The organism is Paenibacillus sonchi (assembly GCF_016772475.1).
Taxonomy (GTDB): domain Bacteria; phylum Bacillota; class Bacilli; order Paenibacillales; family Paenibacillaceae; genus Paenibacillus_AQ; species Paenibacillus_AQ sonchi.
Genome location: NZ_CP068595.1, coordinates 4592164 through 4617885 on the forward strand (window position 1 = coordinate 4592164; position 25722 = coordinate 4617885).

The following is a 25722-nucleotide window of genomic DNA, read 5'->3' on the forward strand; positions in this document are numbered from 1 at the left end:
ATGAAAATGCGAGCTCCAAAGTTAGTGTTTCAGCGGGGCATTCTTGAATGTGAATTGCTGCCCACGCAAGATTTATTTTATTGCATAGTTTATTGTATCCCTGGCCTTTTACCCAAGCGGTATATAGGCCGATTACGGCAGCTATAAGCAGGAGTATCGCAGAAATTAAGGCTAGTTTATCTAAATTTCTTGGGGAAACTGGAGGGGATCTCTTTGGTATGAAAAAGCTGATTAAGCTTCCGGAAAGCAGAAAATTAACCATCGCACAAGTGATTTCGAACTATCCAAACGCACAGCCGGTCCCTTCCATCAAAGGGGGGACTGAAAAAATTGTTTATGAGCTGACGGAAGAGCTGGTTAGACGAGGGCATAAGGTCTATTTATTTGCAGCTCTAGGGAGCAGGAGCAGGGCAAAGCTTATTACCTATCCTAAGGGGCTCCGCCATGAAAGCATAGCAAGATTTGTGCTGAAAAAATTACCTGAGCGGGTTGATATTATCCATGACCATACTTTCCGTTCCGCGCTTGGCGTAACTAATCCTAAGGTTCCAACGGTATGCACTGTGCATATCCCGGTCAAACGGCGGATTAAATACCCTGTATACGTAAGTAAACGCGCCCGCCGGCTGATGGGGAACAACAAAGGCTTCTGTGTATACAATGGAATTAATACGCGTGAATATGAATTTAGCACAGAGAAACATTTATATCTGTTGTATATAGGCAGGATTATCCGGAATAAGGGTGTTTTGCAAGCTATACAAGTTGCCGAAAGGACTGGTAAGACGCTGATTATTGCGGGTCCCGTGAAAGCCTCCAGATTTTTTGAGAGAGAGGTCAAGCCGCGCATCCGGAACAATCCCAATATCCATTATGTTGGACCTGTGGGCGGGAAAATGAAGCAGCAGCTAATCAAGCATGCGGAATGTGTGCTATTCCCCACATTATGGGAAGAACCCTTCGGTCTGGTCCTGGTTGAAAGTTTAGGTTGCGGGACTCCGGTGCTGGCGCTCAGAAATGGTGCGGTACCGGAAGTATTATCCGGATTTCCTAACCTGGTTTGTAATAACATAAGTGAGATGGCAGTTAAGGTCCGGCAGAAAAAATATCCTTCGCCGCACTTATTGAGAGCGTATGTTCAGAAACACTTCACCAATAAGCAGATGACTGACAGTTATTTAAGAATATACCATGAAGTTATTCAAAGAGAATCCGGTATGAAGAAATTCTAAGCTGCCAAAGGCTGAGCTGAACGGACAGGAGTTTTTGATTTTCTTTTGCGCAAAGGAGCGTGCCTCCCATGAGGAGCCACGCTTCTTTATTGCCGGTATGGTGATTGCTGTGACAGTGCTTACTTCTGCTTGGCGTACCATTCGGAAAATTGTTTCTGATATTCAGCGATGTATTTATCAATCCCCGCTGCTTTAAGCCTGTCCAGCGCTTTGGGGAAGGCGGTGTCATAATCGCTGAAGCCGCTGCCGATGGGTGCGAGGTATTCCGTGAATACGCCGTTCAGCTTCGTTTCTTCATTCTTGACCGGTGTATTGTCAAAGTTGAAGCCGGCACCCTTGGAAATGATTGCCCCATCGTCCCAAGCCTTGTATTCAGCGATGAATTCGTCCGGAACGGTGTTGTCAAAACGGATGAAGTTTTTGTTCATCAGCAGCCAGTCGGGGATCAGCGAATCGGTGTTTATTTTGGTCAGACGCCCGTTCTCGTCCACCGTATAATCCGTTCCCTTTATCCCGTAGGCGAACAAGTCGTACAGCTCCTGGTTTTTTTGCAGCAGATTGAAAAACATCACATAGCGCTCAGGGTCTTTGGCTGCGGTAGAGACGAAGAAGGCGGTGCTGTACGTGCCGCGGCTGATTTTTGGCCGGCCGCTGCCAAGGAAATAATTGACCAGCTTGGCCTCAGGCACTGCTTGTGAAATCGTTGCCGCCCCTTCAAAAGGGCGTGCCGCTGTACCGGCCCAGAACATCGCTTTGCCGGAGTTCCAGTCAGACTGCAGCTGCGGAACATTGGTGGCGGCATATTTCGGGATGATTCCTTTTTCATACCAGCCGCGCATCAGGTTCGCATACTTCTTGAACTCCTCGGTTTCAAACCAGCTGATGATTTTATCATCTTTCGCAGACTCGTCCAGGGCAATAAAATCATTTTGCCAAAACAGGTTTTTGTCCGTGTAATCATATTGCAGAATCCGGCGGGCATCGGTGTTGGCGTACCCGATCAGTTCGGGATGAATGGCATGCACCTTATCATAGAACTGCTCCAGTTCCTTCAGCGAGGTGACCTGCGTCATGCCGGCTTCCTCCAGCAGATCCTGTCTGACCAGCGCGCTGTAGAACTCCGCAGAATTCGGCTTATTGCCGACTGGAATTGCATACTGCTTCCCATCTAGTTGAAAGGCCTTGAAGGAGGCCTCGTCGACATTTTTACTCAAATCGGCTGCTGCACTGACATAGGGGTAAGGTCGGCATAAAGCCCTTTTGCCACAGATTTCACCATGTAATTGGCATCCGTGTAGGTGGCGAAGTCCTCTCCCGTAGACAGCATCAGGTCGGTTTTGCCGCCGCCGTATTCTGTCCAAGGCAGAAAATGAAATTCAACCTCAGCGTTAATTTCTTTCTTGATTACGTCGTAGAACTCTGTCTTCGCCAGTTCCTTCATCCGGTTCGATTCATCCCCGTACAGCACAATTTTCAGTTTGGCGGGAGCCAATGGGCTGCCGTCTTTACTGCCGTTATCCGTAACGGAAGGAGTACCTTCATTTCCGCTTCCGGTACTAGGGGCAGCGCTTTCATTGTTGCCCTGAGAACAGCCGCTTACCAGGAATACCGCTGCCAGGAGCAAACTTAACCAACCTTTTTTCTTTTTCATGATGAACCCTCCTGAATAGAATCATAATGTTTGAGGCATCTATTGCAAAGGTCGTGCTCCCTTAAGTCTTATTGTACATCAAGGTGCAGGGGAGCATAAACCCGGTGCAACCGGATATCATAGGGCATTTTGTTGGGAATTAACCTTTGACCGAACCCACAATAATGCCTTTGACAAAAAAGCGCTGGAGAAAAGGATATAATATGGCGATTGGCAAAACGGTCAGGCAGGTCATCGCCATTTTGGCTGTCTCCAGCGGCGGTGCGATGATAGCTCCACCGACCTGAGCCGCATTGCCGGAGGCCAGGAACTGGATGTTCGCCATCATGTTGTACATTAAATATTGGATCGTATAGAGCTTCTGATCCGTTACCAGCATTAGCGGCAGATAGAAATCATTCCAGAACTGCAGCGCATAAAAAAGCGAGATTGTGACCAGCCCGACCCGGCCCAGCGGAATCATAATGCTGAAGAAGATCCGCAGATGTCCGGCACCGTCGATTTGCGCAGATTCCACGATTTCATGCGGGATGCTGCGGAAATAGTTTGCCATGAGAAACATCAGAAAAACACTGAGCACATAAGGGATGAACAGGCCGATAAGAGTATCGCCCAAATGATAATATTTGGTGCTGAGCAGATACCATGGCAGCGTTCCTCCGCTGAACAACATCGTGAAATAGGCGAAGAAGGCGAAGAAATTTTTGAGCCGGAAGCTTTTAACAGATATGACATAGGCGTAAGCGGTGGTCACCAGTACGGCCGACACGGTGCCGAGCACCGTAACGATCACCGACATGGAATACGCCCGCAGAATCTGCTGCGCCTTGGAGCCAAACAGGAATTCATATGTTTCAAAGGTGAAGCCTCTGGGCCAGAACGAATATCCTTCCGCAGCGATTCGGGATTCGGTGGATAATGAGCCGGATACGGCCAGAATAAACGGCACCAGACAGATGGCTGAAAATATAGCTATACAGCAATAAAAGAAAATGAGCAGGCCTTTGTTTTCGGTATTTAGCATCTTATCAGTCTCCTAGAATAGTTTGCTGTCCTTGTCATACCAGCCAGCCAGCTTGTTGGCTACCAGAACCAGAATGAAGCCAAAGACGGATTGATAGAGCGTGATCGCTGAAGCAAAGCCGAATTCTCCGGAACGGATGGCTGTGCGGTATACATACACATCGATAATGTCGGTAGTAGGCAGAAGCAGCGGATTCAGGAAGGTTACTCCCATAATCATGCTGAGATCGCCTTTCAGCATGCCCCCGATGCCCAGCAGCGTCATTAGAATGATCGACGGAATAAGCATTGGCACCGTAATCCTGGTAATAATCTGCCATCTGGAGGCACCGTCGATTTTTGCGGCTTCATAATAGGAAGTGTCGATGCCTTGCAGGACCGCATAATAGATGATGGCGCCGTAGCCGGCGCTTTTCCAGATATTCGCCAGCACTAGAATGATGACGAACAGCCAAGGGCTGGAATACCAGTCGACCTGGGAGATGCCGAGCGTTTGGAGCAGCTGGTTCATAATGCCTTTGTCATAATCCAGCAGGGAGAACAGAATTGCCCCGATAATAATCCAAGAAATAAAGTACGGAAAAAACATGACGCTCTGCGTGATTTTGATAAACCACTTGCTGCGCAGCTCGTTCAGGATAATAGCGATGGCCACTGAAAAAAACGTACCGGTCAGCATATATAGCGCATTTAGCATGACCGTGTTGCGTGTAGCCCTGAGAGAGTCTTCCATGCTGGAGAAGAAAAACTCGAAGTTGGAGAAGCCGGCCCACGGGCTGCCGAAGATGCCGTCGTTGAAGTTGTAATTCTTAAAGACCAGAATCAGACCGCTCATCGGCAGATAAGCAAAAAGAATCAGAATGACGATCCCCGGAAGAGCGAGCAGGTATAGTGTGCTGTCCTTCTTAAGGGATTTACGGAAGCTTTTGGCTCTGGCCGCCCTGATTCCCGGACTTAGCCGTCCCTGTGTTTCCGGTGTAGCCTCTTGCATCATTAACAGTCCACTCCTTTATATAGCGTTATCATTTCTGTCCCTTGTTTCAGGAGAACGCTTTACAGGGAAATCATAAATCGGCCCGGAATGTAAACGCTATCATAATAAACGAAAAAAAGTTAAAAAAGCGGAAAAGGACGGATTAAAAAAACAGAAAAGATATCACTTTTTTGTTATTTAGGCGTGAAAAAGCCTTATTTAAAGGGGGGATTGCACAGAATATGCGGGGTGAAGGGGTTTCATTAAAAGACAAACAAGGGGGATGCCCCCGGCTGTGAAAATGCTGCCGGGCATCACCTTTGTTCTTGTATAGGAAATTATACAGTGTAAAAAAATGTGGATATCTTGGAAGCCTTAGAGGATATAAGCGATGCAGAAGGATTGGGCTCCATCCGCGGACTGATGCGGACAGAGGAGCCCTTATTTCTCCAAAAATCCTACTTTTTCGGCAGTTACGGACTCAGGAGCCGTTAGATCGTTCGATGGAGCCTGGAATAAAGGGGAAAGGGATAAATAAAGGCATCTCTGTCCGTAGTCCTGCGGAATAGGCGAATCTTCTATCCATAACGGCTTTCCTGTCCGTAACGGCTGCGGATAGCTCGTGAAGGAATAGGGCGATCCGTCTTCAGCATGCCCCCGTTGATTTTGGAGCGGTGGGGAGCCGGCGTAAGATTCATGGGGAATCGTTCTCCAGGTAACGTTAGAACAAAGACGGCTGCGCTATCCCGTGGAGGATGGCACAGCCGTTTTTATTCCTTGCTTATTGCGCGGCAATCAGGAGGATTCCTGTTTCTGCAGAATATGATTCATTCTCCATTTGGAGGGGGTAACCCCAAAACGCTTTTTAAACTGGGTTGTAAAATAAGTGCTGCTATTGTAGCCCACCTTCTCTGCAATTTCCCGGATATCTAAGCTAAGCTCAGTGACTAATAACATCTGTGCCTGCTCCAGGCGCAGCAGGTTAACGAAATCGGGAAAGCTGCAGTTGACCTCGTCGGCAATCAGCCTGCTGAGATAAGCGGGGCTTAGCGACAGCTTGTCGGCAAGCGCATTAAGGGAGAGTCTGGAGTCGTCATAATGATCCCTGATGTAACAAATGGCTTCTACAGCAATGCTCTTGGTCTGTACAGCGCTCATGCTGGCAATCCGCTCAAGGGCGGTATTACAGCTGTCTACAATCCAATGCAGCAGCTTGTCATAGCTTTGAATCTGCCAGATGCGCTGGTAATTATCTAGAAAGCCGGATTGCTGAACGTCTGCATTAAGCTCAGCCGTGCGGCTGAGCTCAAAGGCCAGTCTCGCCAAAGCGATGGTGGCTGACTCGGCGCGGTAACTGCAGGCTACGGCCAGCAATCGTTCCACCGCCTGCGGAATATGGCCCGAAAGCTCCGTCTGCCTAACGGCTTGCAGCACCGGTTCAAGGGCGCTGTCAGGCATGGGGCTGCTGTTGAGATGGATGGTATCATCCGCAAAGATGATGTTCTGGTGTACATGAAATTTAATATACTGCAGACTGTCCGCAGCCTCGTTGTATTTGGCCCTCAGCAGGTGTAAATCATCCGTCAGTCCGCTGATTCCTAAGGCGCAGCTGACATCTGAATGCTGAAGCCGGGCTGCAATGTCCTCCCATTTGCCGCGGAACAAGGCGTAATCGTCAAAGCTGCCGCTTCTCAGCTCACTTAGAATAAGCACAGCAGTTCCCTGATGCGGATGGAAGGATTGAACGGCCGCAAGTTCGGAGAAGGCCAGTTCAATCTGCTCAATGCCCTCCCCGAAGGTCTGCCCGGAGCCTTCAGATGGTTCGGACTCCAGCAAAGTTAGTACGCATACACAATATGCTCCCCCGGAAGCGGCTATGCTCATCATCGGCGTACTGCTGTTCTCCGGGGTTCCCGGGGGGACAGCAGCCACCGCATCAAGGCGCTGTCATCGCTTTCTTTCTTGAGCTGCTCCAGCTTTACGCCAATCTGCTCCAGTTCCTGGCTTACGGTATCGAAATCACCGCCTGTCTTCAGCGCTTCTTCATTGCCGGACAGATGAACGATATTGCCGAACAGCCGGCCAATCGGCTTATACATTCGCCGTGAGATCAGGTTGGCGGTTAGGGCAGCGGCAATAATCAATGCTAAGCACAGGCCGGTCATCAAGGTGCGGGCATTGGAGATATCGCGGATGCTGTCCCTGTAGGAAGTCTCCGACACAAACCATAGCTTGTCCGCAGCAGAATATACATAGGTAATCAGCTGCGGCTCTCCGCTCCCCCTGTAGACAAAGGAGCCTCTTTCCGGGGAGGAAGCCACTACCTGCTTCAGCATGCCCTCCTCCAGCGGGGTATCGAGTGCACTGTGCATGAGCACGGATGCATTTCCGTCCAGCACCGCGTAACGGGTGATTTCTCCCTCTTTTTGAGTGAACAGATTGTTCTGCAGCTTGCCCAGATTGACGGTCAGTGCTACCGCCCCGTAATATTCGCTGTCCGCAAACGCCCGGTCGTTATAGAACACGGTGAGCAGAGTGATTGGGGTACCGTTGTTCAAGGTTGCCTCCCACAGAAACGGTGACTCAACAATCACATTCTTCCGCATCCGCGAGAACAGCTCCAGCTTGGATTCCGGGCTTAGCGGCAGGTTCTCAAACATCGCAACAGGTTCATCTACCCCCATGATGTAGGCGTTCTCCATATACTGGTTAACAACCAGCGCCCCGCGGATTTGGCTTAAGGCACTGTACAGCTGGTCGCTCCAGCTCGTATCTCCGTTCATCATGAGCGCGTTGATGTTCGGATTCCTATAAAAGTCCATAGCGTAATTCTGGACGATCTCTTTATAGTTTATAAAAACGGTTTCAGTATTCACCAGCACATTCTGATTCGCCTTGTTGACATTATCTATCGTAATATTCCGGTACCAATAAAAGATCACAACGGCCAGCACAAGAATGCAGCAGACTGAAATTGCGGTCAGGCTCATAAAAAAGCGGGTGTATAATTTCTTTCTTTTTCCCAAGCTGCTCACCCCTTAAGGTAAATCTGTTACCCCCATTCTAGAGGGAAAAGCCATTCGCTGACAAGGAGTGAAATATCGGAAATATAGCATGAAAGTATAAAAACGAAGAAATAGAACATAGAAAATACAAGAAAGTTAAACATATACAAACTATAATTGGTGGTGCTTACATTTGAATTGTTTTGAGGAGGACTACTGCAATGAGAACATTCCGCAATCCGGTGCTGCCGGGATTTTATCCTGATCCTTCCGCGATCCGCGTCGGTGAAGATTATTATCTTGTGACTTCAAGCTTTGAGTTTTTTCCGGGCGTTCCTATCTTCCACAGCAAGGATCTGGTCAACTGGCGCCAGCTCGGCCATGTACTGGACCGTCCGTCCCAGCTCAATCTGGATCACACGATTCCCTCCATGGGCATTTGGGCACCGACGCTCCGCTATCATGAAGGAGTCTTTTATATGATTACCACTTATGTTGATAATGACAAAAACCAGCACAATTTCTATGTTACAGCAACCGATCCGGCCGGAGACTGGTCTGACCCCATCTGGCTGGAGGATGCACCCGGCATTGACTCCTCCTTGTTCTTCGATGATGACGGTAAGGTGTATTATACGGGCAACCGGGTTCCGCCGGAAGGGCAGGATTATCCGAAGCATATGGATATCTGGCTGCAGGAGATCGATCTTAGCCAAGGCAGGCTGATTGGCCCGAAGCACAGCATTTGGCAGGGCGCCCTTAAGGTGGCTCACGCCCAGGAGGGACCGCATATCTATAAAATCGGCGCCTGGTATTACGTACTGATTGCCGAAGGCGGCACCGGGCATACTCATGCGATTACGATCGCCAGAAGCAAGAGTATTACAGGCCCGTATGAGGGCCATAAAGCCAATCCGATTTTGACGCACCGCCATCTCGGCAGAGCTTATCCCATCGTCAACGTCGGACACGGGGAGCTTGTGGAGACCCAGCACGGTGACTGGTGGATGTTCTGCCTGGCTTCGCGGACCTGCGGCGGCTATTACCGCAATCTGGGACGCGAAACCTTCCTGACACCGGTCCTATGGGAGAATGAGTGGCCGGTGGTCAACCCCGGCAAAGGCGTGCTTGAACTGGAGTCGCCGGCTCCGGATTTGCCGGAGACAAGGTGGCCGGAGCTGCCTGCACGCGATGAGTTTACGGGCAGTGAGCTTGCACTGATTTGGAATTTCCTGCGGACACCGCGGGGGAATTCTGGAGTCTTACCGAGAAGCCCGGCTTCCTGCGGCTTCATTTGAAGGCGGAGCGGCTCTCGGAGATTGCCAATCCATCCTTTATCGGCAGGCGCCAGCAGCATTTGAGCTTCCGGGCGGCGGCTGACATGACGTTTCGTCCCGCTGCCGAAGGGGAGGTTGCCGGACTGGTCCTCCTCCAGAATGCGGATTACCACTTCCGGTATGAATCGGGGCTGGAGGCAGGGGAACGTGTGCTGCAGTTGATTCAGCGAAAGGGCGGCAGCGAACAGCTGCTGGCGTCCATGCCATATCCGCAGGATCAGGTGCAGCTTAAGGTGGAAGCCAGAGGACAGGAGTACAGCTTCTATTACAGATCCTCTGAAGCCGCCAAGTGGACAGCCTTCTTCGAACGGGCTGACGGCAGAGTGCTCAGCACGGACCTGGCCGGAGGTTTTACAGGAGCTTATATCGGAATGTACACAAGCTCTCAAGGCGCGGAGAGTGAAAGCTATGCCGATTTTGACTGGTTCAGCTATGAAGAACTTGAATAATAGGGGAGGTAAGGTTCAATGTGCAGCAATCCGGAAACAATAGCTTACCCGGTTCCAGAGCTTCCCCGGATTCCCGAACGGACTTTTGTGATCACGGATTATGGGGCGGAAGAAGGAGGGTTTACCCTGTGCACCTCCGCTATTCAGGCTGCACTGGATGCCTGCGCTGCCATGGGAGGTGGAAAGGTTGTCATTCCGGCCGGCATCTGGCGCACGGGACCGCTTACTTTGCACAGCAGGATTAATCTGAGCGCAGACAAGGGAGCATTGGTGCAGTTCGACCCTGACCCCGCCTTATATCCGCTGCTCTCTTCCCAATACGAGGGGAATGCCGGCTGGCGCTGTCAGGCTCCGCTCGATGGTGAAGGCCTAAGCGATGTGGCAATCACCGGAGAGGGGGTGTTCGACGGCAGCGGCGAAGGCTGGCGTCCGGTGAAGCGGTTCAAGATGACGGAGAAGCAGTGGAACCATCTGATTGAATCCGGAGGCGTGCTTGATCCGCAGGGCGAAGTGTGGTGGCCTTCCCGGGAAGCCTTGGAGGGAGAAGGCTTTTGCCGGAAGCTGCGGGACAAGGGAGACACCCGCATGGAAGCGTTTCTGCCTGCCCGTCCGTATCTCCGTCCAACGCTGCTTAGCCTCCGCAACTGCCGGCGGGTGCTGCTGGACGGGCCGACCTTCCAAAACTCACCTGCCTGGTGTCTTCATCCCTTTGGATGCGAGCAGATTACCGTACGGAATGTTCAGGTCCGCAATCCCTGGTATTCGCAGAACGGGGATGGCCTCGATCTGGAATCCTGCACTCATGCTCTGGTTGAGCACAGCAGCTTTGATGTGGGGGATGACGCCATCTGCCTCAAGTCGGGCAAGGATGAGGAAGGCCGTAAGCGGGGGATGCCCTGCCGGTATATTACCATCCGGAATTGCACGGTATATCACGGGCATGGGGGAGTGGTGATCGGCAGCGAGATGTCCGGAGGTGTGCATGCGGTTCGAGTTAGTGACTGTCTGTTCATCGGCACGGACATTGGCCTGCGGTTCAAAAGCACCCGGGGAAGAGGCGGTATGGTGGAGGATATTGTAATGGAGAATATCAGCATGACGGGAATCATCCACGAGGCCGTATCCTTTCACATGTTCTATGCAGGGGTCGAAGGATCGGAAGGGTATGACGAGCAATACTTTTCGGTTACAGAGGAAACGCCGCAGTTCCGGAAGATTACGCTCAAGAACCTTGTGTGCCGTGGAGCGGCAACCGCGCTGCTCGTGAACGGGCTGCCGGAGATGCCGCTTGCAGATCTGACCATTGAACAATTCCGCGCAGTGAGTGAACGGGGAATTGTGCTGCGGCATGCTACGGGGCTTACGCTGGACCGTATCTGGTTACAGACCACGGAAACGCCGGAGATAACGGCGCACCGATGCAGCCAAGTCGTTCTCACCCAGTCCGAAGGTTTGACGATTACTGAGAAATAAATCAATTTCTACGGATGATGGAAATCCGTCTTGACCTTCCGCGAAGGGTGTGACCTTGCTTCTTTCCGGTATTGGAGCGGGGTCAGACCGGTTGATTTTTTGAAGGTTTTATTGAAATGGGAGAGATGTTCAAATCCGACAGCGGAGGCGATCTCCTGAATTTTGCCTGTGGACCCGGCAAGCAGGCGTTCGGCTTCCCTTACGCGGACATGAACGATGTATTCCCGAAAGTGAAAACCCGTCAGCCGGTGAAAGACCCGGCTCAGGTATGAAGGACTAATGTAAAAATTACTCGCTGTCGCTTCCAGAGTCAGGGCTTCACGGTAGTGATCGCGGATATAGGTGGCAACATCGGTTACCAGATGATGAAGCGGATGTTTGGTCCCGCCGGCCTGTGAGATGTTCTCTGAACGCTGGAGAAGAATCATCAGCTCGGTGAATAAAGTGATTATGCTGGTTTCGTAATAGGACCGCTGCAGCCGGCATTCTTCCAGCATGCGGTTCATCAGGCTTTCCGCTTCGTCCTGCTCGCGCAGGTTCAGCTTGAACAGGCGGTACCCGCGGCCATGAAACCAGATGGCTTCATTCTGCAGGGAAGGCGGCAGAAGAGCGGGGTCATAATTGATCAGAATCCGTTCAAATTCGGCGACTTCAGAGCTTGCTGTGGAATGAAGCTCCCGGCTGGAAATAAGAATAAGCTCCCCCTTATGAACCGTAATGACCCGGTCGTCCACAAAGTATACGCGCTCCCCCTGCATCAGATAGTACAGCTCGGTTAAGTCATGGCTGTGGGGACGCGGCATTGCGGTAATGCCTTTACGTTTCATATGCTGGATGCTGTAGCGGCCTTCTTCAATATGATATTTGTGATTGGGACTGGTCAGGCTGGTCATAATTCTCCCCTTCTCTTACGGAGCGTTACGGTTATTATAGAATAAACTTAGGTTGACAGGAAAGGAGCCGCAGATGTTAATTACAGTCTCGAAGAGTGTCGGTGAAGGGTTCAGCAGTCTACAGGCAGCGCTGGATTCCATTCCGCAGGAATACAAGGAAGCAGTAACGATTCGCATCAAGCCCGGCATTTACGAGGAAAAGGTTACAGTAAAACAGGGAACACCTCCGGTTCTCCTGCTGGGGGAGGACACGAATTCCACTATCATCACCTGGTCAGACAACGCCCACACTTTAGGTCCGGACGGAGAGCCGCTTGGCACATTCAAATCCGGCACCCTGAATGTATTCGCCGAACATTTCACGGCTGAGAATCTGACCATCCGGAATGCCTCCGGTCCCGGCACCGGTCAGGCGGTGGCTGCTTTTGTAGATGCTGGTCATGCCGTATTCCGGCGTGTACGCCTGCTGGGTGACCAGGATACTTTGTACACGGGGCAAGGGAAACAATATTATAACGAATGCTACATTGAAGGCGATGTGGATTATATTTTTGGCGCTGCTACGGCTTTGTTTGAACGCTGCCGGCTGCATAACAAGCGTTCCAGGGGATATATTACAGCCGCATCAACGCCCGAAGGCACACCGTTTGGTTATGTGTTCCTCGATTGTGAAATTACCAGCGGTGAAGGGGTAAGCGAGGTGTATCTTGGACGCCCATGGCGGCCTTATGCCCATGTGGCCTTTATCCGCACTGTCATGGACAGTTCGATTATCGGGGAAGGCTGGCATAATTGGGGGCAGCCGGACAGGGAGGAAACCAGCCGCTATGAAGAATATGGCAGCAGTGGCCCGGGGGCCAATCCTGAAGCCAGAGCTGCCTGGTCGCGGCAGCTGATTCCACAGGAAGCGGCGCAGTATAGGGTGCTGTCCGTGCTTGACGGGTGGCATCCCGAAGGCTATTAAGGGAAGGAGCACTTCGGATGGAGCCTCTGGAACAATACATGGAAAAACTGGTTCGGTCAACACAGCGCAATTCGGCATTCAGCAAGGATATCCCCTTTCAGCAGTGGCGCGACGGGCTTGCCGCAGCTTTTACAGAGCGGCTGGGCGGCTTTCCGGAAATAGCTGAAGAGCTGCGGCCGGTTTTTCTGGAACGTACCGTCTGCTCCGGGTATACCCGAGAACGTATAGAGATCACTACCTATGAAGGACTTCGCATGCCGCTGTATCTTCTGCTCCCGGATCAGCCGCTATCTACCCCTGCCCCTGCCGTTCTTGCCATTCATGGACATGGCTACGGAAGCCGGGAGATCGTCGGCTTGGACCCGGGCGGAGCGGAGCGGCCGGGAGATCCCGGGCTGCATAAGGACTTCGCGGTTTCACTGGCAAGACAGGGCTTTGTAGTGGCTGCCCCGGAACTGCTCGGCTTTGGCGACAGACGTCTGGAAGAAGACCTGACCAGCGGCGAGCCTGGACGTAATTCCTGCTTCCGCCTGTCTTCGGCACTGCTGATGGCCGGGAAGACGATGGCCGGTTACCGTATCTACGAAACCATGAGAGCACTGGATTATTTGCAGACAAGGCGCGAGGTTAAGGGCAGTCACATTGGAATTATCGGTATTTCCGGCGGCGGACTGGTGGCTGGCTTCACAGCCGCGCTTGACCAGCGGATCGCCTGTGCGGTCGTAAGCGGGTATGCCAATACCTTCGCGGACAGTATTCTGACGCGCAATCATTGCCTCGACAATTATATACCGGGGATACTGCTGGAAGCGGAGATGCCTGATCTTCTGGGCCTCATTGCCCCGCGCGGCCTGTTCCTCGAATCGGGCGATGCCGATCATCTGTTTGGCCCCCGGGGGCAAGAATTGCTTTAGCCCGGTTGGAGAGTATTTACGGGGCAGCACATCATTCCGGGCAGGTTGAGGCGGACTTCTTCACCGGAGGTCATGAGATTCATGGCGGACCGGCCTTTGCCTGGCTGCGGAAGCAGCTTGCCGGAGCATAAGGTTAGACTCATATGGATGATTAACGAAGGAGGAATAATGGTGTCTATAACTGAAGCAACAAGCGTTCGCTGGTCCGCTAAAATCGCGGATACGATTCTTGGAAGGTGCAATGAGCAGGGAGAGGATGAATATGTGCTGGAACGGTGGGCTTATGTTCCGGGCATGCTGCTGATGGCAATGGCCCGGGCGGGTGTCCAGCTCGGCCGGCCGGAGTATGTCTCCTATATGGAGCGGCATATGGACACATTCATTGGAGAGGATGGTTCCATTCGGACCTACAGGCTGGAGGAATACAACCTGGACCAGATCAATGAGGGCAAAAATCTGTTCTTGCTGTACCAGAAAACAGGAGAAGACCGGTATGCCAAGGCAGCCGATCTGCTGGCCGCACAGCTTATTGGACATCCCCGCACCTCCGAAGGAGGATTTTGGCATAAGAAGGTATACCCTTTCCAGATGTGGCTGGACGGGCTGTACATGGCATCTCCATTCCTGGCAGAATACGGCAAGGTCTTTCAACGTCCTGAACTGATTGACGAGGCAGCGCATCAGCTGCTGCTGGTCGAGCGGCGGACCCGCGATCCGCGTACTGGCCTGCTCTACCATGGCTGGGATGAATCCAAAGAGCAGGAATGGGCTGACTCGTCTACCGGATTGTCCTCCCATTTCTGGAGCCGGGCGATGGGGTGGTATGCGATGGCTATGGTTGACTGCCTGGAGCATTTTCCGCTCGCTCATCCGAAGCGGGGGACAGTCACCGGTATTTTTCAGCGGATGTGCGGTGCGCTTCTGGAGGTCCAAGATAAGGAGACCGGCCTTTGGTACCAGGTGCTCGATCAAGCGGGGCGAAAGGGCAATTATCTGGAAGCTTCCGGCTCCTGCATGTTTGTGTATGTGCTGGCCAAGGGGCTGAGACTGGGTTATCTGGAACCGTCTTTTAAAGAGGCGATGCTGAAAGGTTATGGGGGCATTGTGGAGCATTTGACTGAAGAGGACGAACACGGCGTTCACTTGCATCATATCTGTCATGGGGCGGGTTTGAGCAAGGACCGCAATGGCTCATATGATTACTATATCTCTGAGGAGGTGCTGTCGGATGTGCCTATGGGGGTAGCTCCCTTATTATTAGCTTCCCTTGAAGTGGAACGGTACCAAGCAGACAGTTAACGATAATCCCAGGCCAAGTGAAGTTCTGCCCGGAAGACAGACCGCCGGTTCTCAGCCAGCGGTCTGTCTTTATAGACGCGGATACAGGAATATCTCAAATTGCTCTTTATACTGGCCAGGTCCCTTTTTATAAACGACTTTGTTCAGCACGGATTTCAATAACGCATTTCTGCTCATGGGATTGTCTGTCTGATAGTACGATTTAACTACAGATTCTGCAAGCGGGATGATCTTGCTTCCCGCTTCTTTCCGGGCCAATTCCAGATCCAGGTCCTTCTGCACTTTGTTGATTCCCTCGGTAGCTGCTGTTATCCGCTCGGAGATATCCTGTGAACGCTCCATAAACATCTCTTCCGTATAAATCCCTCTTTCCAGGAAATCGAATAGTTTTCCCCTCTGGTTCTCCAGCTCCTTTAATTCATTTTGCAGTGAGGCCAGTGCCCGTTCTTTTAACCTGATTCCGTTGTGTGGAGCCGGATGGTTTCTCTTTCCCCATTTAATCTTATAGCCGCTTAACCAAAGCTCAAGTCCTTCGATAATCCGGGCTTCAACGGTATCATATCTGCTGCTGCGCGTAGAACAGCCGGCTGTGCTGCAGCGAAAATGAGCCGGTTGTCTGGTGTACGGCCGGTAAACCATGGTCCTTCCGCACTCGGAGCACTTTACAAGTCCGGCCAGAGCTGATGTCATTCTGGGTTTGCCATCCATATTGTATTGATGCGGGGAGTGATGATGCTCTGAGAGCCTCCGCTTTGCCTTCAGGAAGGTTTCGCTGTCGATAATGGGTTGATGTTTTCCGTGTACATCAATCCACTCAGCGCGGCTTCTATGGCGTGATGAGCGGTGTCTGCTTCCGTCCTTGCTCTTCTTTACCTCTTTCTTCCCCCATTGAATTCTTCCAATGTACACTTCATTTTTTAAAATAGTTAAGACAGAAGAAGCTGACCAGCTGCCGCCTTTATAAGAGGGGACCTTAAGCCGTTCCAATTCAGCCGCAATTTTATTTCCGCCTTTTTGTTGTCCGGGATCTTCATGGGTGTACCAGGCGAAAATTTGTTTTACGATTTCCGCCTGTTCCGGGTGGGGCTTCAAAGTGCGGCCGCGACCCTCGGGGAGCTTCTCAATCAAGTATCCGAAGGGCGGGCGGGTACCTATAAAGTTACCTTCTTCTGCAGCGCGCTTCCGGCCTCCCTGCATCCGGCGGGTAATAATTTTGAGCTCTTTACGGGCCATAAAAGCTTCAAATTCACTGTATTCCTCATCAAATTCATCCATCAGGTCATAGGTCTTCCGCGGGGTTATAATCTTGGTCTTGGCTGAGCGGAACGTCTCCAGGATCAATCCCTGCTCCTGCATATTGCCGCGTCCAAAACGGTCAATATCCATTACCAGGACAGCATCGTATTCACCAGATCCGACCTCTTGTAATAGCTGCAGCATTTCCGGACGGTGGACTAAGGTTTCACCGCTGACGATCTCTTCGCGGATACGAATGATATTTAAATTTAATTGCTTGGCAAGTTTGAGCAGGGCGGCCTTGTGCTTGGCCAGGGTTTCACCTTCACCGCGGCGTTCCGCATCTTCATCTGCTCTGGATTTTCGCAAGTAAAGAGCTACATCCAATATATACATCCCCTTTAGGTTAAAGGAAAATATTTATGGATGTATTATATGGGGGCTAGCATGAAAAAAACACATTCGCAAGATTAAAAATAGGAGCTGACTACCGTGGTTGTCCCCCGGTCCTCCCGGCATACACATAATGCCAGGGGGGATGCCGGCATGATTGTTGCAACCTACACATTAGGCGAGACAAAGGTTTATATCTGCGATGACCATCTTGTTACAGACCCGGATGAACGGGAGAGAGTGGAGATTGCTGTTGCTGATGCCGCCTGGGCATGCCTGCAGGACAAAACAGTGCTGGAATGAAGAAGCATTATCATTATGCCTCTACACATAGCTTCAACAAGAGGCTGATTCATAATCAGAATTCATTCCGCGTCAAATAATCAGATGGTTAATCCATCAACCTTAGTGCTGTGAGAATGTTCCACATTTGGGTAATAACTATTAATCAGATGAGGAGGTATATCATGAAAAAAATATGGTTTACAACAGCGACTAGCATTCTTCTGTCCGCCTCAATCCTTGGTGCATGCAGTAACAATGAAACAGCGAATGAGGCGGAGCCTACAGCGTCAAGTGCAGCGGCTACGCCTGTTGTTGAAGCTACAGCCGCTCCTGAGCCTTCTGCTGCTCCCGCAGCCACGGAGGCGCAGGAGTCCGCCAGTCCGGACGATACGGGTCCTCAGGCATCCGAACGTCCGAAAACCCGGACATTCGGTGAACAGGAGGGAGGGGTTTCAGGTCAGACAGGTACACTTGAGCAAGGTGACGGGTATTCCCTGTATGTGTTTGAGGACTTCACATTAGATGCACAGTCCGGCCGTTTATCACTCACTGAGGACCCCGCCTATTATGCTGATATCGAACATCTGCCAGCCGGTTACGATCTCGCCGCTCTGAAGCAACAGGGACAAACTGAACTTTCTGCAATGGGTAAGGTAAGTGACCACAGCGGGGAACTGTTTGAACATCCTCTGGGTTTTGCAGATTTATATCTGCAGGCTGCCGGTGATAAGGGAATAGAGGATTACATGGTGTGGAAGAATCAGGCGGGGGAAGCTTTTCTTTTCCGGATACACAATCCCAAGGGTGAATTGTCGAATAAATTTGTTCCGTGGGTCATGGTTTCACTGGCAACACTGGAATAAAGTTAAGAGGTGCCGAAATCACTAGATCTGCAAATACGTCTATAAAAAACGTGTAAACACAAAGACATCCAGGTCCATTCGGCTGCCTTCAATAATCATTTTCCGGTATACGCTTTTCTCTTCGAGCTGTTTCGCATCGTTCATATAGAGCGTAAGGATGCCTAAGACGGGTTCTGGCACAGGAGTTCACCTTCTTGTAGAAGATTTGTGGGCAGGCTGGCTGGGTGCAGCGGCGAACGGAGCAGCAGTGTCGGCTTGCCGGTAGGCCCCCGGTTCAGCGCCACCGCTACAAGCCCTGCGTTGAAGCACATCTTCAGGCTGGCGGCATTGTCGCTCGCTACGGTGCATTCGAGAGTGCCGAGGCGTTCCAGCTGTGCGGCCAGCAGCGCTGTCCCGGTGTGGCGGTTCCGGTAAAAGGGATGGACGGCGACAAGGCAGGCTTCCTTGCCGAAGCCGGACACGAAGCTGACGCCTGCAAGCTGGCGCCCGTTCTGGCCGCGTACGGTGGCGACCAGCAGTGACACGCCGGGCTGTGACAGCTGCTCCGGCGTCAGCCGGGCCAGCACTCTGCATCCGCGAAGTGTAAGCCGCTTCTCTCCATATTCCCTCAAGAACTCCAGCAGACCAGCCCGCCTGATCTTCCACCGTTCCGGGTTGCTGTCAAAGAGGGATGATATCTGCATGGGTGTCACATCCTTTATCGGGTTTCATGGGCTATTTGCGGTGACGGTACAGATGCTGGCTAAACTGGAAAATCCGTTCCAGCGACAGCTTGCGGATGGCCGGCTCATCGAATTTCATCGGACGGGAGTTGGCCTCAAAAAACCATAGTCCGCCTTCTTCATCAACACCCAGATCCATCGACATTTCTCCAAGCATGGTTCCGGATGCCCGTTCGATCTGCCGGGCGATCAGCAGGGCGGTCATGGGCACACTCTTCAGAATGGCCGCCGCCCGCTCTGCCCCGAAGGTGCCTTCCAGCATGCTGGCCGGCTCTTCGATGCTGCCGCCGCGCGGCACATGGGTTGTTATGCTCCGGGCTCCGGCCAGCCGCGCCCCGATGCCGGTTACCGCCCAGGCCCCCTTGCCGTTCTTCTGCAGCAGCACGCGCAGATCGAAGGGGCGGCCGTGGTGTGCAGCAAGCTCAATCGCCTGCTGCACAATATAACGTGAAGCTCCTCTTTCTTTGCCGATCCGTGCCCATACACGGTCCAGGGATGCCGCTTTATACGTCACGTTTTTTTTGCCGCTCTGAATTTGCAGCCGGTAAGGGAGGCTGGCATCAAGGCGGTATTTGAGCCGCATAATCCCTTTGCCCGCCTTGCCGTTCTCCGGCTTGAGGTAGAGGCTGTCATGATTTTTCAGCAGCGCCACCAGCGTGCTGGCGCTGCGCAGACGTCTCGTTTTGGGCACATGCTTCGAAGTGGCCCGTGATTCCTTTAACCATTCAAAGAGATTCCATTTGTTAAAGAAGTTAGGGTTGTAAAGATGGATTTCGGGATGCTCCAGGCATTCTGCTATTTTGCGGGCGACCGAGGCCCGTTCCTCCTCTTCCCGGTTGGGAATCCGGTTATAAACGACCTGAGGCAGCGGCATGGGTGTGCTGTACCAAATCCTGCCGTTTGAGGAAGGGACGTAGCCGTTTACCACCGGTTCATCCAGCTTCAGATCGCGGACGGTGACGACATACACCAGATATCCCATTTCCTTGCCGGTACGGATAATATCACGGAAGTTTTCGCGGTTTCCACGGAACTGCCGCAGCCTGTCGCTTGTTGTCAGAATGGCAATCACAGGTTTGCCAAGGTCAGGGATTCGGCTGTTCACAGTTCATCCCTCCTGCGGAATTTGCTGAGGTATAGACAATGCTCCAGAATATGCTCGATGGAAGCTTTGCCCTCAGCGCGCAGAGATGGATGACGGAAGATCGAGCGTCCCGGTTTGGCATTCGCCTCGAACATCCAGATGTCCTCATCCTGGTCAATTCCAAGGTCAAAGCCAATTTCGCCGAGCAGATGCCGGTGCTGAAGCTCCAGGGATTCGGCCAGTTTCACAGCTGTCGTTTTGGCCCGCTGCAGCACTTCGTCGGCTCTGGCCCCGAAGACGCGGCCGAGCGCCTGCTGCGGAGTGAGCAGCGCACCGCCGTTCTTGAGATGGGTGGTGACGCTGCCCCGGCCGGCTTTTTTGGCTCCGATACCGACGACAACCCATTGATTGCTGCCGTTCTTATGCATGTGAAAACGGAAGTCGATCGGGCAGCTGTCGATTTCAATGAGCCGGATGCCCTGCTGGACCACGTAGCTTTGCAGGCTATTGCCATGCCGGCTCCGCAGCATCCGCATCAGGCTGTCGAAGCTGGCAAAGCGCAGCAGCACGTTTTTGCCGTTCTTCCGGTAACGGGCGAAGTAGCCCTTCTTCTGGAGATAGGTCAGCCGGTATATCCCGTGTCCCAGGCTGCCGGCGGAAGGCTTATAATACACGAAATGATGGCGGTCGAGCATATCGCGCATCTCTTCCGGGCTCGGGTTGCTGCGCGTTTCGGGGACAAAACGATTAGCCACGCCGTCATTCTCCAGCATCCGGTAAATATCTGATTTATTGAAAAAGCTCCAGTTGAAATAAGGAATCTTCTTGCGTCCGAACCGTTCGCGAAGCTGGTTGATGTACGGTGAAGTCTCCGCTCTGCGGCTGGGGAGCCGGTTGTAGACAACATCCGGCAGCGGAACCAGCTTGCGCTCGAATTTGCCGCTTGCGTTCAGGAAATAGCCGTTGACCCGCTCCTGCTGCCAGTCAATATCACGCGGCATAAACGCAAAGATATAGCATTTGTTGCTGCCTTCGCGCAGCAGCTGCTTGATGAAGCCGGTACGGGAGCCAAAAGGGTTCCCCGGGGAAGACGGCCCGTCGGATAACACGCCGACAAGCGGACCAAGCTGAACTTCGTCATTTTGGAGGTTGCGGAGATAGACGCCTCCAGAGTTCGGAATTTTGATTGCGCTCTTCACTCCCGAAGCGAGGAACAGATGTTTCCCGGCACGTTTGATCGGCTTGATCGTTGCCGGAATCGCATCTTTGCCAAGCCGCAGGCGGATGTTTTTCTTGCCGGACAGTTTGAGGCTTTTCATCAGTTCGCCCGAAACGTATACAACTCTTTGGGGCTGCTTGGTGAAATGCACATTGCAAAAAGTGAGACCCATTTATGAATCCTCCTTAGGAACCATTGATATATCATTTTCCCTATATAATGGAGCGGTCCAGCGGCGAACACTCGCACCCGCCGCAGATGTGAGCAGCAGATGCCGGGTATAGCGCAGCGGATTCTCGGCAGCGAGTCTAGCAGCCCGGCGGTCGCCCGTCAGCCGGAACACGGTGCGCCCTGGCTTGGAATTGGCTTCAAGCAGAAAGATTCTCCCGGCGGAATCAAGGCCGAAATCGAGACCCAGCTCTCCGAGTCTGCCGCAGGCTTCCTCCAGCAATGGAGGGAGATAAGCCGCTGCCCCGGACAGTTCCTGCAGCAGCTCCCTTCCAGACTCCCCATATTCTGCAAGCAGGAATGGCAGGGGAGCGACTGCAGTTCCTCCACCGTGCAGATTGGAGGTAAGGGAGCCGCGGCTGCCCAGCCGTACGGCCATGCCGGTCAGCATCCAGACACCGCGGCCGTTCTTCTGCATAAGCACGCGCACATCGAACGGCTGGCCGCAGCTGTCTGTAAGCTGTAAATAAGGCTGTATAATATAGCGGCGCAAGCCGATGAAGTCGTGGATCCAGCCCAGCCCTTCATCCACCGTGCCGAATACATGGTGAAAAGAGTGATTAGCCCCATCCCGCCCGCGCAGGTTAATCCCTCCGCCTTGGCTCCGGGGCAGTCTGACAGCATGCAGGGTGCGTTTGCCGTGCGAGCCGGCTCTGGGCTTCAGGAACACCCCGGCTTCTCTTTCCGCAAGCATGGTTCCCAGCTCCCTGGTGTTCTTGTAGAGCCGGGTTTCGGGCAGAATCCCCGCAGCACGGCGGCTCCGCCGGAGAATTTCATAGACCCTCCACTTATCGGGCAGTCCGCGCGACCAGGGAAGGGAGCGGGATAGAGCGGCCAAGGCGGTGGAAGCTGCTTTTTTTCCTGAGGACCGGTGTTTAGACAGCGGTTGTACAGGACGTCGGGGGCTGAGGTCCGCGCGGGCTTCCACTCCCCGTTCTCCCAGGCATATCCGCTGACGGTTTGACCGTCGCCGGCCACGCCATCCGGGCAAAACACGATGACCTGGAGATTGTACAGCGGGGCAGCCCGGCATAGTTGGCTGCAGAACTCCCGTTCTGCGATTGGGGGATTCCCATGGCCCCGGCTTGTCATAATGCCCAGGAACCCCATTGCTGTCTCCGTCATGATGTCCTCCTTATAATCCGGCCAGATAACGGCAGTATAAAATCATTTGTTTCACGGACGGCCGGATCTTTTGATCGTTCAGCGGGGTGTTGTCATTTTTGGATGGCTTGGAGTTGACCTCCAGCAGCCAGATTCTGCCCGATTGATCCAGAGCAAGATCGATTCCCAGCTCTCCGAAATGTGCGGGGATATACGTTTCTACACCCCTGGCAATGGCCAGGGCAGCCCGCGGAAGCAGAACCTGTGTGTTCTCTTTCACTCCAGAGGGCAAGCTGCTTTTCGCTATAGCCTCTCGTGCTGTGCTAAGCGTCCCCCCGCGGGCCAGATTCGAGACAAAATGGTTGCTGCCTGCAGTCCGGGCGACAATTGAAGTAACGCCCCATTTTCCGGTGCCGTTCTTTTGCACAAGGGCCCGGAAATCGACTGGCCGCCGGCCCAGCTCCAGCAGGGGCAGGCCCTGCTGAATCTGGTAGCGGGTGGTTTTCATTTTCGGAGCGACGGATTGGAACAGCTTTGCCAGACTGGGATAAGTTTGTTTGCGCGTGCCCATCGGCGTGGTGGACAGCAGCCGGTAGCCGCCGCTCTCATCCTTGGAAATGCGCAGAATGCCTTTGCCGAGACTGCCGCGAACCGGCTTAAGAAACACACTGTTATAGGTTCCGCACATTTTTTGAGTATCGCGAAACCCTTCAGGGCATGGGATTCCGGCAGATACCGCTGCAGGGTGGCGTCTTGGGCCAGCGCTTCAAACACCTCAGTCTTGTCAAGAAATTTTTCATTGAAAAAATGTGTCCCATAGCGGGATTTTACATCCGCCAGAAAATGCTGTACGCTAGGTTTGTTCTCCATCTTTCGCGTGGTAAGCCGATTGTTGATCACATCGGCAATAGGCAGACTCAGCTTACGCCAGCCTTCGTCGTATACCCAGCCCTGAATGGAAGTGCTGTGCTTTTCGAGCGCTTCCGGGGTAAAGAAATATACATAGGCTCCTTGTGCATGGCAGGCATTGGTCAGCTCCCGGCAGAACATGGTGATCGGGCCGAACAGCCTGTCGGGTTGATCCGGATGGTCACGGCTCACCAGCACTCCGATTATCGGCCCAAGGCGCAGGATGCGGCTCCCTGAGCTGTAGGAAACATTGAGCGCCAGTCGTTGCCGGAGCCCCAGCCGCCGCGCCAGTCCTTCGCTGACGCGGAGAATGTCGGATTTGGGCACCGGAATGACCGTAACCTCCTGCCGGAAAGATCCGAAGGTGAGCTGGATGGTTCCATGCGCCGGTATTTTGAGCTTCTTCATGGATTTGTCGCCAAGCATTACGGCGTTTTCCTGCAGGATGCCCGAGTGGACCGTTTGGACCGGGATCTTGAACTTAGACATCGTGGATCTCCTTCCGGTAGGCAGCATGATGCCGGCTATTTGAATCTTAAGGGTTACATATCATTCATCATATGGAGACATCTGACCCTTGGTGATTGACCTATTTGCTAAAAAGCCGTACTGGGCGGAATTCTCCGCTGGCGGAGGGAACAGAACCAGCAGCACACTAGACAGGGAGCGGCTAACAAACTCAGGTAAAAGCTACCGGAGCGAGTTTTGTACGAAGTCAATGCAGGAAGAAATACTCACAAAACTTAAGTGAATGCTTTCGGAGCGAGTTTTGTGCGAAGTACATTCAGGAAGAAATGCTCACAAAACTTTTAGGAGGAACTCTATTATGAACGTAATCGACAAGGCGCATGAATTGGCACGGGCCATTAAGGACAGCAGTGAGGTAGCCGATATCACAAGCGCGATGAGGGTGATTGAAGCGGATCAGGAGAGCAAACGGATGCTGGACAACTTCCGGCAGAGCCAGATCGAGCTGCAGCAGCGGATGATGAACGGGGAAATGCCTCCTCAGGAAGAAATGGAAAAGATGGAGAAGCTGTTCGAGGTGCTTAACCTGAATCTGGGTATCCGCCGTTTATTCGATGCGGAACGCCGTCTGAGCGTGGTTATTGAGGATGTGAACAAAATTATTACGGACAGCCTGTCGCAAATGTACGGCGGCGTACAATAAGTTATACAGTCTTTACGGATACAATGGATATACCGAAAAAAGCGAAGGGCCGCTCCACCAGCCATACGGCTGAAGGAACGGCCCTTTTTTTGTAAAAATATAAGCATTTATATGCCAACGGCAGAAATACCGTTGTTGGATCGCCATCGGCCGGGTTGCCCGGCAACCCGGTCAAGCTCGCGGCAGGCAGGCGCTTTAGTCCTGCTTACCTTCCACTGCGCAAAGCAGAATCCCGGCAGCCAGTGCAAGGCGGCGGTCAAGCAAACCTTTGCGGTCCTCGGAGAAGTCAGCGATAATCTTCGTGACAAAGGGATTGAAGTTCTGCCGGAAGGCTGGGATGGTGATGTCTCTGAGCTCAATATTATACTTTTGCGGAATCAGTGTAATGAACCTGCGCAGCAATGCCATAAAGGTGCTGTTTTCCTTGATCAGCCCGATTTCTTGATCCCGGTTGTCCAGCAGAATCCATTCATCCTTCACAATGGATTTAAGCCCTTTGCGTCGCAGTGCGCCGAGATGCTCACCGGTTTGTGAATCATGCACATCATACGTGGCGCTGAAATCAATCACATTGCGCGCCTTAATGCGCAGCAGTTCTGTTTCCATACCCTCATCGGTGAACAAAGCAATGTCTTCTTTCAGCTTGAAGGCTTTCATTTGGGAATACATAACCAGCTCCTCCGAGCTGTTGTAGATATGCAGTTTGGCTCCCATGATGGAAAATACTTTTTTGCGGATAATGTACTCGGAATAGTTAAATGCGTTGTTCAATGAAAATCCCCCTCCTGAAATGGTTCCATCATCTCACATGAGCGCACTCCTTTGCTATGAGTAAAAGCTCAGCCCGGCATGTTTTTTCTGACTTGTCTCATATTTCAGGCAGCCTGTTCATAGAGTAGAGATATAGAGTCAATTGAACAACCTTGTGGAAGAAGGAGCTGTTTTCGATGAAAAAAAGAAACAAATTCAAGCATGTCATCTACATGCTGGCGGCACTGGCCATGCTGCTCTACGCGCTGCCGCACCTGTCTTTTCAGAACGGCCCCGGCTGGGTGCTTGGCTTTGGAGTGGTCTGGTGCATTTTTGCTTTTCTGGTCATTGCTGCGCATCTGCATTTCATTATCGGCGTGGATGAAGAGAAGCACAAACAGCTGGAAGCCGTCCGCAGACACAAGCTGGAGCAATGGCAGGGCAAGTGGAATAAAGAAACAGCCAGAGCGTCACAGAGATCTTAAAACCGGTGTCTTATATCATTTAATCCTCTGAGACCGCTAAAAGCAGCGGGAACGGGGGAT

The 25722-nt window shown here is 52.4% G+C and carries 24 protein-coding genes and 3 pseudogenes; 11 read left to right on the forward strand and 16 right to left on the reverse strand.

The genetic code is table 11. The features are described 5' to 3' along the window. Window positions 1-218 precede the first annotated feature (218 nt). Window positions 219-1232, forward strand: a complete 1014-nt coding sequence (locus JI735_RS20280) for a glycosyltransferase (protein WP_039836001.1) — start codon at window positions 219-221, stop codon at window positions 1230-1232. A gap of 119 nt (window positions 1233-1351) precedes the next feature. Here JI735_RS20280 and JI735_RS20285 read toward each other — a convergent pair whose 3' ends face one another. The 6 genes from JI735_RS20285 to JI735_RS20310 form a co-directional block, all read right to left on the reverse strand. After that, window positions 1352-2446, reverse strand: a complete 1095-nt coding sequence (locus JI735_RS20285; RefSeq protein WP_202676362.1) for an ABC transporter substrate-binding protein — start codon at window positions 2444-2446, stop codon at window positions 1352-1354. Continuing rightward, window positions 2443-2883 (reverse strand): type 2 periplasmic-binding domain-containing protein, encoded by a 441-nt coding sequence (locus tag JI735_RS20290; RefSeq protein ID WP_202676363.1) that lies wholly within the window; start codon window positions 2881-2883, stop codon window positions 2443-2445. The genes JI735_RS20285 and JI735_RS20290 overlap by 4 nt, the downstream gene beginning before the upstream one ends. Before the next feature lie 139 nt (window positions 2884-3022). Continuing rightward, window positions 3023-3907, reverse strand: coding sequence for a carbohydrate ABC transporter permease (locus JI735_RS20295; RefSeq protein WP_039836003.1), 885 nt, complete (start codon window positions 3905-3907; stop codon window positions 3023-3025). 12 nt (window positions 3908-3919) lie between these two features. Next, window positions 3920-4900 (reverse strand): ABC transporter permease, encoded by a 981-nt coding sequence (locus JI735_RS20300; protein ID WP_051051877.1) that lies wholly within the window; start codon window positions 4898-4900, stop codon window positions 3920-3922. A gap of 774 nt (window positions 4901-5674) precedes the next feature. Further along, on the reverse strand, window positions 5675-6766 hold the full coding sequence (locus JI735_RS20305; RefSeq protein WP_202676364.1) for a helix-turn-helix transcriptional regulator: 1092 nt from the start codon (window positions 6764-6766) through the stop codon (window positions 5675-5677). Continuing rightward, on the reverse strand, window positions 6763-7905 hold the full coding sequence (locus tag JI735_RS20310; protein ID WP_233475982.1) for a hypothetical protein: 1143 nt from the start codon (window positions 7903-7905) through the stop codon (window positions 6763-6765). The genes JI735_RS20305 and JI735_RS20310 overlap by 4 nt, the downstream gene beginning before the upstream one ends. A 200-nt stretch (window positions 7906-8105) precedes the next feature. Here JI735_RS20310 and JI735_RS20315 point away from each other — a divergent pair. Continuing rightward, window positions 8106-9670: pseudogene (locus JI735_RS20315) on the forward strand (glycoside hydrolase family 43 protein). Between the two features lie 18 nt (window positions 9671-9688). Next, complete coding sequence (locus tag JI735_RS20320) at window positions 9689-11143, forward strand: glycoside hydrolase family 28 protein (RefSeq protein ID WP_051051879.1); 1455 nt, start codon at window positions 9689-9691, stop codon at window positions 11141-11143. Between the two features lie 8 nt (window positions 11144-11151). Here JI735_RS20320 and JI735_RS20325 read toward each other — a convergent pair whose 3' ends face one another. After that, on the reverse strand, window positions 11152-12036 hold the full coding sequence (locus tag JI735_RS20325; RefSeq protein WP_051051881.1) for a helix-turn-helix transcriptional regulator: 885 nt from the start codon (window positions 12034-12036) through the stop codon (window positions 11152-11154). Between the two features lie 73 nt (window positions 12037-12109). On the opposite strand from JI735_RS20325, the gene JI735_RS20330 reads away from it, so the two are divergent. From JI735_RS20330 to JI735_RS20340, 4 genes are read left to right on the forward strand one after another with little or no spacing between them, the layout of a single operon-like run. Then, on the forward strand, window positions 12110-13000 hold the full coding sequence (locus JI735_RS20330) for a pectinesterase family protein (RefSeq protein ID WP_202676366.1): 891 nt from the start codon (window positions 12110-12112) through the stop codon (window positions 12998-13000). A gap of 17 nt (window positions 13001-13017) precedes the next feature. Then, window positions 13018-13914: an alpha/beta hydrolase family protein gene (locus tag JI735_RS20335; protein WP_233475983.1), complete on the forward strand. Its 897-nt coding sequence runs from the start codon at window positions 13018-13020 to the stop codon at window positions 13912-13914. 5 nt (window positions 13915-13919) lie between these two features. Further along, a complete protein-coding gene (locus tag JI735_RS36985; RefSeq protein WP_267918927.1) occupies window positions 13920-14045 on the forward strand; it encodes a hypothetical protein in 126 nt (41 codons plus the stop codon). Window positions 14046-14091: 46 nt separating this feature from the next. Continuing rightward, window positions 14092-15213, forward strand: coding sequence for a glycoside hydrolase family 88/105 protein (locus JI735_RS20340; protein ID WP_411830133.1), 1122 nt, complete (start codon window positions 14092-14094; stop codon window positions 15211-15213). A 69-nt stretch (window positions 15214-15282) separates the two neighbouring features. Here JI735_RS20340 and JI735_RS20345 read toward each other — a convergent pair whose 3' ends face one another. Then, window positions 15283-16845: a recombinase family protein gene (locus JI735_RS20345; RefSeq protein ID WP_039836013.1), complete on the reverse strand. Its 1563-nt coding sequence runs from the start codon at window positions 16843-16845 to the stop codon at window positions 15283-15285. A 150-nt stretch (window positions 16846-16995) separates the two neighbouring features. Here JI735_RS20345 and JI735_RS20350 point away from each other — a divergent pair, with 150 nt between their 5' ends. Both JI735_RS20350 and JI735_RS20355 read left to right on the forward strand, forming a co-directional pair. Beyond that, window positions 16996-17145, forward strand: a complete 150-nt coding sequence (locus tag JI735_RS20350; protein ID WP_157771404.1) for a hypothetical protein — start codon at window positions 16996-16998, stop codon at window positions 17143-17145. A gap of 164 nt (window positions 17146-17309) precedes the next feature. Continuing rightward, a complete protein-coding gene (locus tag JI735_RS20355) occupies window positions 17310-17990 on the forward strand; it encodes a DUF8580 domain-containing lipoprotein (protein ID WP_039836015.1) in 681 nt (226 codons plus the stop codon). A gap of 51 nt (window positions 17991-18041) precedes the next feature. On the opposite strand, the pseudogene JI735_RS20360 reads toward JI735_RS20355, so the two are convergent. The 7 genes and pseudogenes from JI735_RS20360 to JI735_RS20385 form a co-directional block, all read right to left on the reverse strand. Continuing rightward, window positions 18042-18170, reverse strand: a pseudogene (locus JI735_RS20360) (YheC/YheD family protein); the annotation flags it as partial. Beyond that, window positions 18152-18673 carry a GNAT family N-acetyltransferase gene (locus JI735_RS20365; RefSeq protein WP_039836016.1) on the reverse strand — a complete coding sequence of 174 codons (522 nt, stop codon included), beginning with the start codon at window positions 18671-18673 and terminating at the stop codon, window positions 18152-18154. The pseudogene JI735_RS20360 and the gene JI735_RS20365, both read right to left, overlap by 19 nt. Window positions 18674-18704: 31 nt before the next feature. Beyond that, window positions 18705-19817, reverse strand: a complete 1113-nt coding sequence (locus tag JI735_RS20370) for a YheC/YheD family endospore coat-associated protein (protein ID WP_039836017.1) — start codon at window positions 19815-19817, stop codon at window positions 18705-18707. Beyond that, the gene (locus tag JI735_RS20375; RefSeq protein ID WP_202676367.1) at window positions 19814-21187 is read right to left on the reverse strand and encodes a YheC/YheD family endospore coat-associated protein; all 1374 of its coding nucleotides are present in this window, start codon (window positions 21185-21187) and stop codon (window positions 19814-19816) included. The genes JI735_RS20370 and JI735_RS20375 overlap by 4 nt, the downstream gene beginning before the upstream one ends. After that, window positions 21188-22015, reverse strand: a complete 828-nt coding sequence (locus JI735_RS20380) for a YheC/YheD family protein (RefSeq protein WP_233476503.1) — start codon at window positions 22013-22015, stop codon at window positions 21188-21190. Then, on the reverse strand, window positions 21904-22368 hold the full coding sequence (locus JI735_RS36090; protein ID WP_233476549.1) for a hypothetical protein: 465 nt from the start codon (window positions 22366-22368) through the stop codon (window positions 21904-21906). Before JI735_RS36090 ends, JI735_RS20380 begins: the two co-directional genes overlap by 112 nt. Before the next feature lie 10 nt (window positions 22369-22378). Then, a pseudogene (locus tag JI735_RS20385) lies at window positions 22379-23772 on the reverse strand (YheC/YheD family endospore coat-associated protein). A 310-nt stretch (window positions 23773-24082) separates the two neighbouring features. Here JI735_RS20385 and JI735_RS20390 point away from each other — a divergent pair. Next, window positions 24083-24427: a YlbF/YmcA family competence regulator gene (locus JI735_RS20390; protein ID WP_039836023.1), complete on the forward strand. Its 345-nt coding sequence runs from the start codon at window positions 24083-24085 to the stop codon at window positions 24425-24427. A 195-nt stretch (window positions 24428-24622) separates the two neighbouring features. Here JI735_RS20390 and JI735_RS20395 read toward each other — a convergent pair whose 3' ends face one another. Further along, window positions 24623-25198, reverse strand: a complete 576-nt coding sequence (locus tag JI735_RS20395; RefSeq protein ID WP_039836024.1) for an LURP-one-related family protein — start codon at window positions 25196-25198, stop codon at window positions 24623-24625. A gap of 176 nt (window positions 25199-25374) precedes the next feature. Between JI735_RS20395 and JI735_RS20400 the strand changes: the two genes are divergently transcribed. Beyond that, window positions 25375-25662: a hypothetical protein gene (locus tag JI735_RS20400; protein ID WP_039836025.1), complete on the forward strand. Its 288-nt coding sequence runs from the start codon at window positions 25375-25377 to the stop codon at window positions 25660-25662. Window positions 25663-25722: the final 60 nt, after the last annotated feature.